Below are 13,865 nucleotides of genomic sequence, written 5' to 3' on the forward strand. Positions count from 1 at the left end.
GCATGGCGTCGGCGGGGACCACTATCGGTTTGGCGCGACACGCCGGACATCGGGGAAACGCTGATTCAAGGCCTTCAAAAAGGCTGATTCCGCGTCTGCGAAAAATCAGCATCCACCCGATGCCGTCATCGCCGGTGACGGCGGCAGGCTGTCGTGCCGGCACGAGCCGGTGCCAACGAGACATGCCATGAGCGATAAACTGATCGACGTCTACATGGGCTTCATGGACGAGGAAGTGAACACCGTCCTGAATGGATTGCTGGAAGTCGAATTGCGCAAGGAGGCGGGCAAGCGACGTCCCATCGTGCTGATCGAACGCGGCCTCGTGGATCCACGAGGCCCGCTGCTGGAATGGCCGCTGGAACGTTACGCGGCACCCATAAGGCGCATTGCACATGCGCACACGGGTGCGGAAGACACGCCCCCCCACGCCGAACCGGACGCGCGCATCGAGAGCATCCTCGCCCGAGTCATCTCGGTGTTCCTGGCCAGCGACGAGGAAGGAGAGGCACGGCTGCGTGAGGCGAACCGCCGCGTCATCCGGATGATCGACGTGCATGAACTGCAGTCGCTACGCAGCAAGGCGAAGCTGAAAGTACCCCTGGATGGCGCCGGGCCGCAGCTCTCGGTGGTACGGTTCGACCTGGACGAAGCGTCGTCGGAAGAGCCGCCCATCGTCGTGTTCCGCGCGCCCGAGATGGGCTTGCAGCCGAGCCTCATGGCCCCCTACATCATCTTCCTCCTGAAGATGATCTCCGCTCTTTCGAGCGAACTGGCCCATCGTGCCGGCGATACGCATGAATGGCCGCTGCGCGTGAGCTGCTTCGGCGCACAGGGCGGTGCGTCCGCCAGCGGCAAGCCGGGTTCGATCTCTCCTATCTGCGCCAGCCTCTACGTCGGACTCGAGTATGCCGATGGGGAAGCGTCCCCCTCCATCGCGTTGTGCTCTCAGGGCGGCGTGTACCACTTCGCTCCAGAAGCGGGACGGGATCTGCCCCCCATGCCCGCGGATGACACGCTTGCCCAGTGGTTCGTCGATCACCACGCCCACCTGGTCATCGACAGGGCCGACGTCGACGAGCGTTACCGCCGCAAGGAGGAGGCAGGGCTGACGCGCGGCGTCGCGCTCGACAGCGCCATCGCCGAACTGGTGGCACGGTACGCGAGGGACAAGATCAAGCCGGAGGTGAGCGGCACCTCGTCGTGGTTCATCGGCGAGGACCAGAAGAAGGCTTTCGCCGCGACTGGCGTCACCGGCTGCAACATGGAAGATTACTGGGTGCTGCGTGCGCTACGCGACATCGTGCTCCACCGAGGCCTCGTGGAGCCAGGCGAACGCGGCATGGAACCCGTCCTGGCCCGTGGTTTCGTCACCCGTGTGAATGCCGACCCGTTGCTGATCGAGCCCGCCGTGGTCGAGGCTTTCCAGCGCGATCTGCGCGAGAAGCGGCTCACGCGCAAGGACTATGTCGACCTCCTGCGCTGGGGCCTGCTCGGCCTGCCGCTGGATGGCGAGGGCGATCGCGGCATGCCTGCCGTGGCCGAGTGGCGATTCGTCTCGGACAAGGTGTTCGACGAGCCCGGACGCAGGACCTTCGCACGGCACCTCTACGGTTTCCTGGTCCATGGCCGCGACGAGATCGTGGTGCCCGATCCATTCTTCATCGAGATCGCGACCGATCTGCTCAAGGATTGCGCACGCCTTCCCGCCAGCAAGTCCGATGTCTTCGTCGAGGCGCCGTCACAGGAACACCTGGAGGACATCGGCCGGGCGGCCCGGCACGCACTCGAGGCATGGCGCGGCGCCGGCCAGGCGCCGGCGGAAGCCGTGACGCTGGCGTTGCGCCAATTCGTCGACACCCTGGCCGATCGCGCCGGGCTTGGCCTGGACGCCGACGAGGTGAAGATCTGGCTGCGCCCGGGCAAATGGAAGGGCGTACGCCAGGGCACGCTGCAGGATGCACGAAACGAGGTCTTCGGCCATGCGGCCGTCGATCGCGCCTTCTACAAGGCCTCCAACCTGGTCGCGTTGCGCGAGAACACGCCGCACGCCTTGCGCAAATGACCCTTCGGGCCGTCGCCCGCATGGACGGCGGCCCTCATGGATCGAGCGTGGTCAGCCCTTCGCGGATCGCGTAGCGGGTCAGTTGCGCGATGCCGTGAAGGCCGAGCTTCGCCATGATGTGCTCGCGATGTGTCCCCACCGTCTTCACACTCACGTGCAGGCGCTCCGCGATCTCCCGCGTGGCATAGCCTTCCGCGAAGAGTTGTGTGATCTCCCGCTCGCGCGCACTCAGCACGGCCGGCTCGCCCAGCGCCGGCCCGCCACGGCCCCTGCCAACGAGCAGGTGCGCGATGTCGGAGCTTACGAAGCAGCGCGAACGCAACACCGTCCCTATCGCCTCGTGAAGGACCTCGAAGCCGCTCCGTTTCAACACATAGCCATGGGCACCCGCATCGAAGGCGGCGCGCACCCAGCGTGAATCCTCATACGCCGACAGGCAGAGCATGCGCGTTTCCGGACAACGGGGAGCGATCCGGCGCGCCGCCTCGAGGCCGCTCAGGCCTTGCATGGCGCAGTCGAAGATCAGCAGGTTCGGCGGATGGCGCAAGGCGAGGCGCACGCAGTCCCTCCCGTCACCAACGCTTCCGATGACGTGGAACCGCGCGTCGGCGGCAAGCAAGGCCGCGACGCCCTCGCGAAAGAGCACCTGCTCGTCGGCCAGCACAAGCGTGATGCGCGTCACAACGACGGTCCGTGGTGGCGTGGGGAGGCGTATGACAGAATGCGGCCGGCGTGGCGACCGTACAGTGGAAGACCATGCATGGGGGAATCCGGATGGAAGGTGCGCGAACGCTCGGGGTTGGCGCATGCGCGTGTCCTTCCGGAAACCTTACGGTTGGTACATCCCTGTCGAAGCAGGGACTTACCGTGGCCGCCGCATCCGCAGGCGGCGGGAATGGGGACATGCAGCACACGCAAGATCCCGTCTTTTTCAGCTTCGGCGACTGGACCGTGCGGCCCGCGCAGCGCTCGATCGAACGCCGCGACGAGCGCCTGGTGCTCGAACCCAAACTGATCGACGTGCTCACCTACCTCGCGGGAACGGGCGGCAAGGTGGTCAGCGCCGAGCAACTGCTCACCGACTGCTGGCGCGGCACGTTCTATGGCGACAACCCGGTGCACAAGACCGTCGCCCTGCTGCGCAAGGCCCTGCACGACGATGCGCGCGCGCCGCGCTACATCGCCACGGTGCGCAAGCGCGGGTACCAGGTCGTCGCCGCCGTGACGTTCGCCGACGGGCGCAGCACCGGTATCGCGGCACGAAGCTGGCACGGCGGTTCGCCCTACCGGGGATTGCTCGCCTTCGGTGGCGGGGACGCCGACGTGTTCTTCGGCCGCACGCGCGCGACCGCCGACGTGCTGGCGGCCATCGTGCACCAGCACCGCGCCGGCTGTGCGTTCGTACTGGTGGCCGGTCCCAGCGGCTGCGGCAAGTCGTCGTTGATCCATGCAGGCGTCGTCCCCGCCCTGTTGAACGACGGCGGATACGATGGTCTTCGTGCGCTCGCCTGGTCGGCCATGGCGAGCCGGACGCCCGGTCTCACCCCGGTGGAGGCGCTGGCACTGGCGATGACCCGATGGGAAATTCGCGGCCGGCCACTCTTCGTGGATACCGAGCGGCGGGCCCTCGCCCGCGCGCTCGAGGACGACATGGACTTCGTCATACGGCGCATCGCGCTGTGCCTATCCGAAGACCGCGGCGCGTCGGAGGGTGACGTGTTGCTGCTCGTCGTCGACGCGCTGGAGGGACTGGTCACCAGCGCGTCGACGACGGCGGACGCCACGCCTCTCGTATCCGCCCTGAGGCGGCTGGCCCGTAGCGGAAAGGTCGCGGTCCTCGCACTTTGCCGCAATGATTTCTATCCGCAGCTGATGGCGCTTCCGGAACTCCTCGCGCTCAAGCGCGATGGCGCCTCGTACGATCTGGCCGCGCCCGGGCCGGGCGAGTTGGCGCAGATGATCCGCCTGCCCGCGCTTGCCGCCGGCCTGCATTTCGAACGCGATGGTGCCAGCGAGCGGCAACTGGACGACGTGTTGATCGAGACGGCATGCCGGCGCGTGGGAAGCCTGCCGCTGCTGCAATACACGCTACAGGCGCTCTACGAATCTCGCGATGCAACCGGAACATTGACCTTCGCCGCGTACCGGCGGCTCGGTGGCGTGGAAGGCGCACTCGGGTTGCGGGCCGAACAGGTGCTGGACGGACTGGGTCCGGTTGCCACCGCCGCTTTTCCACGCATTCTGAACAGGCTCGTCGCCGTCGCCAGCGACGGCGACGAGGTCACGGCAAGGGTGGCGCGTTGGCGGGACCTCGATGAGGACGAGCGCATCCTCCTGCACGAGCTCGTCGACGCGCGCTTGCTGGTGAGCCTGCTCGAGGATGACGAACCGTGCTTTACCGTCGCCCATGAAGCGCTGCTGAGGCACTGGCCACGCGTGGGGACATGGATCGACGAACACCGGGCCATGCTGCGTTCACGCTCGCGGATCGCCACCATGAGCAGACGCTGGTTCGACGAAGACCGCCGACGCGAACACCTGCTTCCACGCGGGCAGCTTCTTGCGGATGCCCGGCTGCTTTACCGCGGCGCGCAACCACCACTCACCGAGCGGCAGCGCGAATTCGTGCGCCGGTCGCTCCGGCACGCGCGCCTTCGCACGGTGGCCTTTGCCGCCATGTCCACGGCCATCGTCATCCTGTCCGCCCTGTCTTCGCTGGCGGCGGTGGATGCACGGCGAGCGGAAATCCATGCGGAGGCGCGACGCGCGGATGCCGAAGGGCTACTCGACTTCATGCTCGGCGACATGTACGAACGGCTGGATGCACTAGGGCGCCTCGACCTGCTCGACGAGGTGACGCGCAGGGCCATGGTCGTCCTTGGCCACGATTGGCAGGCGGATGTTCCCGAAGCGGTGCTCCGCCAGGCGCGGGCGTTACGGCAAGTCGGCGAGATCCGCTATGCCCGTGGTGACCTCGATGCCGCCGGACAGGCTTTTCTCGCCGCGAACGCCAGCCTGCGCCATCTCTTTGCCACCGCGCCTGATACTCCCGCGGCATATGCCGAGCGAGGCAAGATCGATTTCTGGCGCGCGCAGATCGCATCCAGCCGCGGGCGCGCCGACGATGCACGGCAAGCGTGGCTGGCCTACCTCGACGATGCGACGCATCGCGCCGCCCTCGAGCCGGACGATCCCGACGCATGGCTTGAACTGTCCTATGCGAACAATTGCCTCGGCTCCGCCGCGCTCCGCGCGGACCGGCTGGACGAAGCCCTGGCGTACTTCGGCACGTCCGCGCAGTTCAAGCATCGCGTTCTCGGCATGCGCCCCACCGATCGGCCCACGTGGCTGGAACTGGCGGACACGATGAGCTGGATGGCGATGGCCGAACAGCAACGGGGCGATCTGCGGCTGGCTCTTCGCATGCTGGAAATGGAACGGTGGGCCGTCCTCGCGGCCCGCGAAAACGGACCACCGACGAATCGCTGGCTGTATCGCCATGCGCTGGCGGAACTTCACGTCGCGAGAGCCCAGGCCGACCTTGGTCAGGTGACCGATGCCGCGGATGGCTACGCGTCCTCCGCCACGACATTCGCCGCGCTCGTTCGCGACGTTCCCGACAACCGCGGCTGGCAACGCGATCTTGCGTGGACACGGACCCAACAGGGCTGGCTCGCGCTCGCCATGGACGACGCTCCGCAAGCGGCGCACTGGCTCGATGAGGGGGAGCGACTACTGCGTAGCCTGCTCACGATCGACGGCGGGGTCGTCGACTGGCGCAACGTGCTCGCACTGAACCGGACTTACCGGAGCATCGTGCTCCTGCGCAGCGGTGCCGCGAAGCAGGCACTGCGTGCCGCCGTCGATGCAACGAACCTGTTGCGGCCCGCGCCCGGCTCCAGACCCAATTCCTCCACTCGCTTGTTGACGGCTTCGGCGAGCATCGCCGAAGGCGAAGCCGCCATGGCCCTGGGATTTCGCGAGGAAGCGGCGGCGCACTGGCGCCGGGCAATCGACGAACTGCAAGCGCAGGCGGCACACAGCAGCGATCCCCGGTTACTCGATCCGTACGTCCGCGCCCTCCTGTTGCTGGGACGCGGTGGGGAAGCGGAAATCTATCTGGAACGTCTGCGCCATGCGGAGTATCGCGCGCCGGCGTTCGAGTCGTTCGTCCATTCACCCTAGGAGAAACGCGTGCCCAGTCCCAACACCATCATCGACGTATCGCTCACCATCACCGACGCCCCACCCGGCCAGGGCCAGACCAGCGATCGCAAGTACAACTACATGTTCGACCCGGATCGTGTGCACGTGACCGAAGGCAATACCGAGATCGTCTACCGCCTGTCGGGCAAGCACCATGACCGTTTCCAGATGGCCGACCTCTTCACGACCGACGCGCGCAGCCAGTTCAGCGGCGTCGAAGTCATCGAGAACGGCAACGCGATTCGCGTGCTGCACGCCAATACGGTGAAGCAGCTCACCGTCGTACTGGTCGTGGTCAAGGACCGGGACAAGCAGCAGAACATCGGCCTGGACCCCCAGGTCACGAACGATCCCACGCCCTGACGATCCTTAGATCCCCTGTTTCGGCAGGGGATCTTGCTTTAGTGCTTCAACGCATCACGCGTACGTGCCATTCCACGGCGTCCAGCCCCAGCCACCGTGTTGCGCGAAAGCAGCTTTCAAGTCGGCGTTCTTCTGCCCGGTGTTGCAAAGGAAATACCGCTTCGTGCTGCCGCCGCCACCCGCGCCTTCGTCACGGTGCGAGAAGATGCGAAGGGGAACGTTGGCGTAGCCGCAGGCAGCGACCAGGGCCGGCACGCGAAACAGACAACCATCGAACTCGCCATCGCACGGCATGAGCGTGCAATCGATCTCGATGCGCTGGACACCCGCCACCTTGGCAATCCGCTTCGGGTCCCAGTAGAGCTGATCCGGATGGTTCGCCGGGCCCTTGCCCGAGCCTTCGATCACATCGCGCAACCGTGTCGCGTTGCCGCCGGCGGTGATCGCATGCGCCACGTACTGGATGCTGCCGTTGTTTTCCCACAGATCGCCGACGAGGGCGTAGATCGTGGCCTGCTTGGGACGCGGAAGATCGGGAAGCATGGGGCGTACCTCGTTGTCGGGTGATGTGCTGGCAAGGTAACCAGCGGCTCACGCGGCCGACATCGGGTAAATGCTGATTCGGTGGGAGCCGACCCCGTCGGCGATGGGTGCTTGCGAGAACCTGTCCCACCGCGCAACGCCGAGGGCGTACCGCGTAGGCGACGCGAAAAACCAAAAGAAAAGGGCCTTGATTTCTCAAGGCCCTTTTCAGTTTGGCTGGGAGACTAGGATTCGAACCTAGATAAACGGAGTCAGAGTCCGTTGTCCTACCGTTAGACGATCTCCCAATAAACCGGGATTCGACGCGCTCTGACCTTGGTGCGTCGAACTTTGAAGCGCGTGTATTAGCGCTTCGAGAACTGCGTGGCGCGGCGGGCCTTATGGAGGCCGACCTTCTTACGCTCGACTTCGCGGGCGTCGCGAGTCATGAAACCAGCCTTGCGCAGCGGCGACTTCAGCGCTTCGTCGTATTCGACGAGGGCGCGGGCGATGCCGAGGCGGATGGCGCCGGCCTGACCCGTGATGCCGCCACCGGCGACCGTCACCATGATATCGAACTTCTCGACGTTGTCGGTCAGTTCGAGCGGCTGGCGCACGATCATGCGCGAGGTCTCACGACCGAAGAACTGCTCGAGCGGCTTGCCGTTGACGACGATGCCACCGGTGCCCTTGCGGAGGAACACGCGGGCGGCGGAGGTCTTGCGGCGGCCGGTACCGTAATTCTGCTGGATAGCCATGTCGATTCCTTAGATTTCCAGCGCCTGCGGCTGCTGTGCGGTGTGCGGGTGCTCGGCGCCGCCGTACACCTTGAGCTTGCGGTACATGGCGCGACCCAGCGGGTTCTTCGGCAGCATGCCCTTGACGGCGATCTCGATCACGCGCTCCGGATGCGTGGCCAGCAGATCCTTGAGACTCGTGGTCTTCAGGTTGCCGACGTAGCCGGTGAAGCGGTGGTACATCTTGTCGTCCAGCTTGGCACCGGTCACGGCCACCTTCTCGGCGTTGATCACGACGATGTAGTCGCCGGTATCGACGTGCGGGGTGAACTCGGGCTTGTGCTTGCCGCGGAGGCGACGCGCTACCTCGGTCGACAGGCGACCCAGGGTCTTGTTCGTGGCATCAACCACGAACCAATCGCGCTTGACGCTTTCCGGCTTGGCGGTGAACGTTTTCATTTCAAATACCTGGTTTGCCGCCTGGACAGACGGAACACGGAATCGGTGAAAGCAAAGGCGCGAGAGAATAGCGGACTTTTCCCTCATCGCGCAAGCCCACGTTGCACGTGAGCTTTGGGCCGACAATCATAACATGATGACCGGGCCGCTTCACAAGCCTGCCCGGTCGATGGGAAGGCGACCGCGACAAGCGGCCGCAGCGCCTTCACCTGGTATCGGGCGGCGGGCATTGTAACGTGTGTCATCCCCGTACGTCAGGAGTCCCCATGTCCGTTCGCTCGCTGAACCGTCTCGACCGCCTGCTTTCCGGCCTCGAACGCGCCATGGAGGCCGTCGCGGGCTCACCGGAGCCCGTCCGGCGCTCGCCGGGCGACGCGGTGCCGGATGCGCCCATGGACGACGCCGAGCGGCGCCATGCCGCCGGGCTGATGCGGATCAACCATGTGGGTGAAGTCTGTGCCCAGGCCCTTTATGTCGGCCAGGCGGCGCTCGCGCGGACCGAAGAGACACGGGGGCACCTGATGCATGCCGCACAGGAGGAAACCGACCACCTGGCCTGGTGCGCCGAGCGCCTCAAGCAGCTCGACAGCCGCCCCAGCCTGCTCAACCCGCTGTGGTACGCCGGCAGCTACGCCATCGGCGTGGCCGCGGCGGCCGTCGGCGATCCGATCAGCCTGGGCTTCGTCGTCGAAACCGAGCGCCAGGTGGAGGCCCACCTTGCCGAGCACCTGGAGCGCCTGCCCCCGCAGGACGAGCGCTCCCGCGCGATCCTCCGCCAGATGCAGGCCGATGAGATACGCCACGCCGACGCCGCGCAGGCCCGCGGAGGTATCGACCTGCCGTGGCCCCTGCCGCGCCTGATGCACGCCGCGTCCACGGTGATGAAGACCGTCGCCTATCGCATCTGAGCGGCGCCTCGGCAGCGGGCGTCGAAACCGCCTCCTTGCAAGTGGAAGTGTGCGATGCGCCGCGTTCCTGTCGGCGATGGGTGCCTGCCGTAGCCTGGCCCGCTGCCGCGGGATCGCCGACAAGGTCGGCTCCCACCAAAGCAGCCCTCCCTCCACGGCAGCTTTCCCACCACAGCGGTCCTTCCACCCGCACCAAGAAAAAACCCCGCTTTCGCGGGGTCTTTTCGTCACATCAGGTTGCGGCCGTGGAAGAGTTCCTCGATCTCCCGGCGGAGCAGCGATTCGATGCGCTGGCGCTCCTTGAACGAGAGGTCGTCGGCCTGGGCCTCGAAGAGGTAGGTGTCGAGGTCGAAGTCCTTGATGTGCATCTTCGTGTGGAAGATGTTCTCCTGGTACACGTTCACGTCGAACATCTCGTATTTCTGGCGGATGTGCTTGGCCAGGTAGTCCTGCACCGAGTTGATCTTGTGATCCATGAAGTGCTTCTTGCCCTTCACGTCGCGCGTGAAGCCACGCACGCGGTAATCGGCGATCACGATGTCCGACTCGAAGCTGTCGATCAGGTAGTTCAGGGCCTTCAGCGGCGAGATGACGCCGCAGGTGGCCACGTCGATATCGGCGCGGAAGGTGGCGATACCGTTGTGCGGATGGGTTTCCGGGTACGTATGGACGGTAATGTGGCTCTTGTCCATGTGCGCCACGACGGCGCCCGAGATCGTGTCGCGGCCGAGCTTCTCGACCACCGGCTCCTCGGAAATGAGGATGGTGACCGACGCGCCCTGGGGATCGTAATCCTGGCGGGCGATGTTCAGGATGTTCGCGCCGATGATCTCAGCCACGTCCGTCAGGATCTGGGTCAGGCGATCGGCGTCGTACTGCTCGTCGATGTACTCGATATAGTTCTGCCGCTGCTGTTCGGAAACGGCATAGCAGATATCGTAGATGTTGAAACTCAGCGCCTTGGTCAGGTTGTTGAAACCTTGCAGGCGAAGGCGGGGAAGCGGTTTGACCACAGCGACTCTCCGAGGCCGGGGGAACGGCCAGCAGCAGACACGGGTTAGCAGCAAGGGTCCCCGCAACGATGAAAGACGACGAACGAGACGAGTAGTCTGCCCGGCGCTTGTGTACGACGTGAGACAAGGGGTCTGGACGCCGAGGGGGTGAAATTATGGGGCAAGATGGCGAAGATTTGAACACGCGGCGCGTCCCTCCCCCCAAATGGTGGATTTTGGCGCCCGGATGTCTGCAATAATCCCCGGGGGACATGGCGAGTCGGCGACGCCTGACGGAAATCCGTCGGCTGACCGCTGAAGGGGAACGCCATGCCATTGAGGCTCAACGGAATCTGCTGTGGCTCAACTCAAATATCTGTTGCAACAGGCGTTCGAACGGTCGCAGGCTCCCTCGAGCTTCGCGCCCGACCCGGCCTCCATGGGCCGCTTTCTGGATGCTTGCCACCGTCGTCGCTATCCGGGGAAGACGGCGATCATCCGGCCGGGAGACCCGGCCAACACGCTCTACTATGTCGTCGACGGCTCGCTTGCCGTCTGCACCGAGGACGAAGAAGGCCGGGAATTGATCCTGGCCTATATCAATCGCGGCCAGTTCATCGGTGAAATGGGGCTTTTCGTGGAACAGGCCCAGCGCGAGTCGCTGGTCCGTACGCGAACGGCCGTGGAAATGGCCGAGATCAGTTATGAACGGCTCTTCCAGCTCCTGGAAGGCCCGCTCGCCGCCGAATGCCCGAAACTGCTGTTCGCCATCGGTTCGCAGTTGACCCATCGCCTGCTACGCACCTCTCGCCAGGTAAGCCGGATGGCGTTCATGGATGTGACGAACCGGGTGTCCCGCACCTTGCTCGATCTCTGCCAGGAACCGGACGCCATGACCCACCCCGACGGGACGCAGATACGCATCTCCCGCCAGGAAGTCAGTCGCATCGTCGGTTGCTCCCGTGAAATGGTGGGCCGCGTGCTCAAGCAACTCGAGGAAGAGCGGATGATCGACGTCGCGGGCAAGACCATCGTGGTCCGCGGCACCCGCTAAGACGCCGGGGCCCGTTCACGGGCCCCGATAGATCATGTAGACGTCCGCCCGCTCGTAATGCGAGCCGGGCCGGACGGATGCCTGACGGACGAAGCCGGCCCGCTCGTACATGCCCAGCGCCCGGTCCAGGCGACTGTTCGACTCCAGGAACAACTCCCGGCCGCCGCGGCGGTGGTATTCGATGATCGCCTCATCGAGCAGCTTGCGACCGGCGCCAAGGCCCCTGTAGTTCTCGTCCACGCCCATCTTGGACAATTCATAGACGCCTTCGCTTTCGCGAATGAGCGCGCAGGTACCCACGACCTCGCCCGCGTAGAGTGCGAAGAAAATCGCCCCTCCCGCGTCGACGACCCGCCCTTCGGGATCGGCGAACAACGCGCTGTCGACCTCCTCCACGCGGAAATAGCGCTCCAGCCATTGCTGGTTGAGCCGACGGAAGTGCTCGCGCAGGCCCGGTTCGAAGGGCACGATTTCCACGGCCGCGCGCGACAACCGGGCCCGCTGCTCAAGGATGGCCGCGACCAGCGGACGTTCGATAAGAGCCTGTTCGCAGCCGTCGATCGCCTCGAGCAGCGCGAGGCCGCGCGGCCCCAGCGATTCGGTCATGCCACGCCGGATGGCCAGCCATACCGGCCCCAGCGCACCCAGCGCGCGTTCGCCCGCGCCAGTCAGGGCCAGCACGCTGCGGCGGCCATCCTGCGGATCGCGCTGGCGCACGACCATGCCGGCGTCGACCAGGCGGTCGGCGAGCTGGCTCACGGCGGAATGGGTCTGGCCAATCGCCAGCGCCATGTCGGTGACCGTCGTGGGGCCGACGTCGCGCAAATAGCGCAGCACCGGGAACCAGCGCGACTCGATACCCGCGCCGCACGCCTTGTAGACCTCGTCCACGGCCTGGTAGAACTGGTCGCTCAAGGCCTTGAGACGACTGCCGAGCGCCAGCTCACGCAGGGAAGAGAGGTACATCGCCGATCCAATGGGGAGGTTTGGGAAAACGAGGCTAGCGGCGTCGCGATGCCGCACGCAAGCGTTCCCTCCTTTCTTCATGCCGGGATCGCACCCACCTCGTATATGGTGGACTCCGACCTATCCTGTGGACGGTACATGGACTGGACCCAATTCCTGATTTTCGTCGGCGTGGGCCTGCTCGCCCAACTGGTCGATGGTGCGCTCGGCATGGCCTACGGTGTCGTTTCCAACGCCGTGCTGCTCGCGCTGGGCCTGCCGCCTGCCGTGGCCAGCGCGACCGTCCATACGGCTGAAATTTTCACGACCGGCGTGTCCGGCGGTGCGCATGCGCTGTTCGGCAACGTCGACTGGAAGTCGTTCCGCCGGCTGGCCATTCCCGGCGTGATCGGCGGGGTGATCGGCGCGTGGTTCCTCGCCAGCGTACCTGGCGACGCCATCAAGCCCTTTGTCTACGCGTACCTGTTGATCCTGGGCGTGGTGGTGCTGGTGCGCGCGGCCGGCAAGGTGGTCTCCCACCACCGGGTGCGCCACAAGGGAATCCTGGGTTTCGTCGCCGGCTTGCTCGACGCCATCGGCGGCGGGGGTTGGGGACCGATCACCACCTCCACCCTGCTTGCGCGCGGCGGTGCCGTGCGGCACACCATCGGCACCGTGAACGCGGCGGAGTTCGTCGTCACCGTGGCGATTTCCACTACGCTGATCGCGCACATGGGCATACAGCACTGGCCGATCGTCCTGGGCCTGCTCACGGGCGGGGTGATCGCGGCGCCACTGGCCGCCTGGCTGGTGAGGCACCTGCCACCACGCTACGTCATGATCGCCGTGGGTTGCCTCATCGTCGGGATCAGCCTCTACCAGCTGGGTAACTATGTCCTGCGCTAGAACCAGTACAGGATTTCCAGTTTGTCACCCAAGGCGCGCCCGGCCTTCTTCGCGGTCTTCGGCGTGGGATTGACCAGTTTCGCCGAGTCGGCTGCCTTGAGCAGGGGCAAGTCCGACAACGAGTCGCCGTAGGCGATGCTCCAGGGGCGCGGAATGCCCTCCCGCTCAAGTGCGCGCACCTTGGCGCCATCCACGTTATGCCGGATGAAGCGCATGCCGAACAGGCCACCGCGCGTCTGCGAGGCCACCAGTTCGTGGCCGCCGAGGTTCACCTCGTCAAGGATCGCCTCGACCATCTGCCGGTCGTTGCCGCTGACGACGATCACACGGTCGCCAGCATCGACATGCCTGCGCAAGGTCGCCACCGCATCGCGAAAGAACACGCCGGGGCGCCGCGCGTAGGTTCGGGCATAGGCGTCGATCATCCGCCGGTACGAGGCCTCGCGACGGCCGAACGTGGTCACCCGCAGGAATACGCGGCCGAGGAAACGATTGCCTCGCACGCTGCCTATCAGCAAGGGCACCAGGGGCACGATGGGAAGCGCCAGCAGCAACCGCCAGCGCCCCGCGCCTGAAAGGCGTTCGCGAAAGAACATTTCCAGTGTCTGGTGGCGGACGATCACGCCATCGAAATCGAACAACACGACACGCCGTGCATCGGCGGCGGTGTCGTCGGCCACCGCCGTCGCTATCCCCTGGTCCATCGCG

13 protein-coding genes and 1 tRNA gene are annotated in these 13,865 nt (G+C 65.5%); 6 read left to right on the forward strand and 8 right to left on the reverse strand.

Annotated features, from left to right (window positions below):
* Positions 1 to 187: 187 nt before the first annotated feature.
* Complete coding sequence (locus J2T07_RS15880) at positions 188 to 2,065, forward strand: hypothetical protein (protein WP_306851126.1); 1,878 nt, start codon at positions 188 to 190, stop codon at positions 2,063 to 2,065.
* Between the two features lie 34 nt (positions 2,066 to 2,099).
* Here J2T07_RS15880 and J2T07_RS15885 read toward each other — a convergent pair whose 3' ends face one another.
* A complete protein-coding gene (locus J2T07_RS15885) occupies positions 2,100 to 2,747 on the reverse strand; it encodes a response regulator (protein ID WP_306851128.1) in 648 nt (215 codons plus the stop codon).
* Between the two features lie 221 nt (positions 2,748 to 2,968).
* Between J2T07_RS15885 and J2T07_RS15890 the strand changes: the two genes are divergently transcribed.
* Together J2T07_RS15890 and J2T07_RS15895 are read left to right on the forward strand one after the other, a co-directional pair.
* Positions 2,969 to 6,250, forward strand: a complete 3,282-nt coding sequence (locus tag J2T07_RS15890; RefSeq protein ID WP_306851130.1) for a winged helix-turn-helix domain-containing protein — start codon at positions 2,969 to 2,971, stop codon at positions 6,248 to 6,250.
* A gap of 9 nt (positions 6,251 to 6,259) precedes the next feature.
* The gene (locus J2T07_RS15895) at positions 6,260 to 6,634 is read left to right on the forward strand and encodes a hypothetical protein (protein ID WP_306851132.1); all 375 of its coding nucleotides are present in this window, start codon (positions 6,260 to 6,262) and stop codon (positions 6,632 to 6,634) included.
* A gap of 54 nt (positions 6,635 to 6,688) precedes the next feature.
* Here the strand turns inward: J2T07_RS15895 and J2T07_RS15900 are convergent, their stop codons facing one another.
* From J2T07_RS15900 to rplM, 4 genes are all read right to left on the reverse strand, one after another.
* Complete coding sequence (locus tag J2T07_RS15900; protein WP_306851134.1) at positions 6,689 to 7,177, reverse strand: hypothetical protein; 489 nt, start codon at positions 7,175 to 7,177, stop codon at positions 6,689 to 6,691.
* Positions 7,178 to 7,390: 213 nt separating this feature from the next.
* Positions 7,391 to 7,464, reverse strand: a tRNA-Gln gene (locus tag J2T07_RS15905).
* Positions 7,465 to 7,521: 57 nt separating this feature from the next.
* Complete coding sequence (gene rpsI, locus J2T07_RS15910; protein ID WP_306851136.1) at positions 7,522 to 7,914, reverse strand: 30S ribosomal protein S9; 393 nt, start codon at positions 7,912 to 7,914, stop codon at positions 7,522 to 7,524.
* Between the two features lie 9 nt (positions 7,915 to 7,923).
* Positions 7,924 to 8,352 carry a 50S ribosomal protein L13 gene (rplM, locus tag J2T07_RS15915; protein ID WP_306851138.1) on the reverse strand — a complete coding sequence of 143 codons (429 nt, stop codon included), beginning with the start codon at positions 8,350 to 8,352 and terminating at the stop codon, positions 7,924 to 7,926.
* Positions 8,353 to 8,618: 266 nt separating this feature from the next.
* Between rplM and coq7 the strand changes: the two genes are divergently transcribed.
* The gene (coq7, locus tag J2T07_RS15920; RefSeq protein ID WP_306851141.1) at positions 8,619 to 9,260 is read left to right on the forward strand and encodes a 2-polyprenyl-3-methyl-6-methoxy-1,4-benzoquinone monooxygenase; all 642 of its coding nucleotides are present in this window, start codon (positions 8,619 to 8,621) and stop codon (positions 9,258 to 9,260) included.
* A gap of 227 nt (positions 9,261 to 9,487) precedes the next feature.
* On the opposite strand, the gene speD is transcribed toward coq7, so the two are convergent.
* A complete protein-coding gene (speD, locus tag J2T07_RS15925; protein WP_089981013.1) occupies positions 9,488 to 10,273 on the reverse strand; it encodes an adenosylmethionine decarboxylase in 786 nt (261 codons plus the stop codon).
* Between the two features lie 337 nt (positions 10,274 to 10,610).
* On the opposite strand from speD, the gene crp reads away from it, so the two are divergent.
* Positions 10,611 to 11,306, forward strand: a complete 696-nt coding sequence (gene crp / locus J2T07_RS15930; protein ID WP_306851143.1) for a cAMP-activated global transcriptional regulator CRP — start codon at positions 10,611 to 10,613, stop codon at positions 11,304 to 11,306.
* Between the two features lie 15 nt (positions 11,307 to 11,321).
* Here crp and J2T07_RS15935 read toward each other — a convergent pair whose 3' ends face one another.
* On the reverse strand, positions 11,322 to 12,272 hold the full coding sequence (locus J2T07_RS15935) for a bifunctional helix-turn-helix transcriptional regulator/GNAT family N-acetyltransferase (RefSeq protein ID WP_306851145.1): 951 nt from the start codon (positions 12,270 to 12,272) through the stop codon (positions 11,322 to 11,324).
* Positions 12,273 to 12,410: 138 nt separating this feature from the next.
* Here J2T07_RS15935 and J2T07_RS15940 point away from each other — a divergent pair, with 138 nt between their 5' ends.
* Complete coding sequence (locus J2T07_RS15940; RefSeq protein WP_306851146.1) at positions 12,411 to 13,157, forward strand: sulfite exporter TauE/SafE family protein; 747 nt, start codon at positions 12,411 to 12,413, stop codon at positions 13,155 to 13,157.
* On the opposite strand, the gene J2T07_RS15945 is transcribed toward J2T07_RS15940, so the two are convergent.
* Entirely contained in the window at positions 13,154 to 13,861 is a 708-nt protein-coding gene (locus J2T07_RS15945; protein WP_306851147.1) for an HAD family hydrolase, read from the reverse strand. The two genes, J2T07_RS15940 and J2T07_RS15945, sit on opposite strands and share 4 nt — an antisense overlap.
* Positions 13,862 to 13,865: the final 4 nt, after the last annotated feature.

It is taken from the genome of Luteibacter jiangsuensis (genome assembly GCF_030812295.1).
GTDB lineage: Bacteria > Pseudomonadota > Gammaproteobacteria > Xanthomonadales > Rhodanobacteraceae > Luteibacter > Luteibacter jiangsuensis_A.